The following is a 228-nucleotide window of genomic DNA, read 5'->3' on the forward strand; positions in this document are numbered from 1 at the left end:
TACCGGCTACCGTGAGCGGGTAGTACTTGCGCACCGGACCGCTCTCCGACGGCCGGTCGAACGACGTCACCCAGCCGTTGTCGCGTAGCCGCCCGAGGAGCGGATACAGCGTGCCGATGCTGGCGAACAGCCCGGCGCCGGTGAGTGCATCCGACAGCTGCCAGCCGTACATGGGCTCGCGCGAGAGCAGACCGAGAACGCTGTACTCGGCCACTACCTTGCGCATCT

At 67.1% G+C, this 228-nt stretch carries 1 protein-coding gene; it reads right to left on the reverse strand.

Going from position 1 to position 228, the window contains the following annotated elements; all coding sequences use genetic code 11:
* Positions 1-228: PadR family transcriptional regulator (locus tag KVS71_RS19765; RefSeq protein WP_254635930.1), on the reverse strand; the 228-nt coding region annotated here is incomplete at both ends.

The organism is Microbacterium sp. GbtcB4, assembly GCF_019091465.1.
Classification (GTDB): Bacteria; Actinomycetota; Actinomycetes; order Actinomycetales; family Microbacteriaceae; genus Microbacterium; species Microbacterium paraoxydans.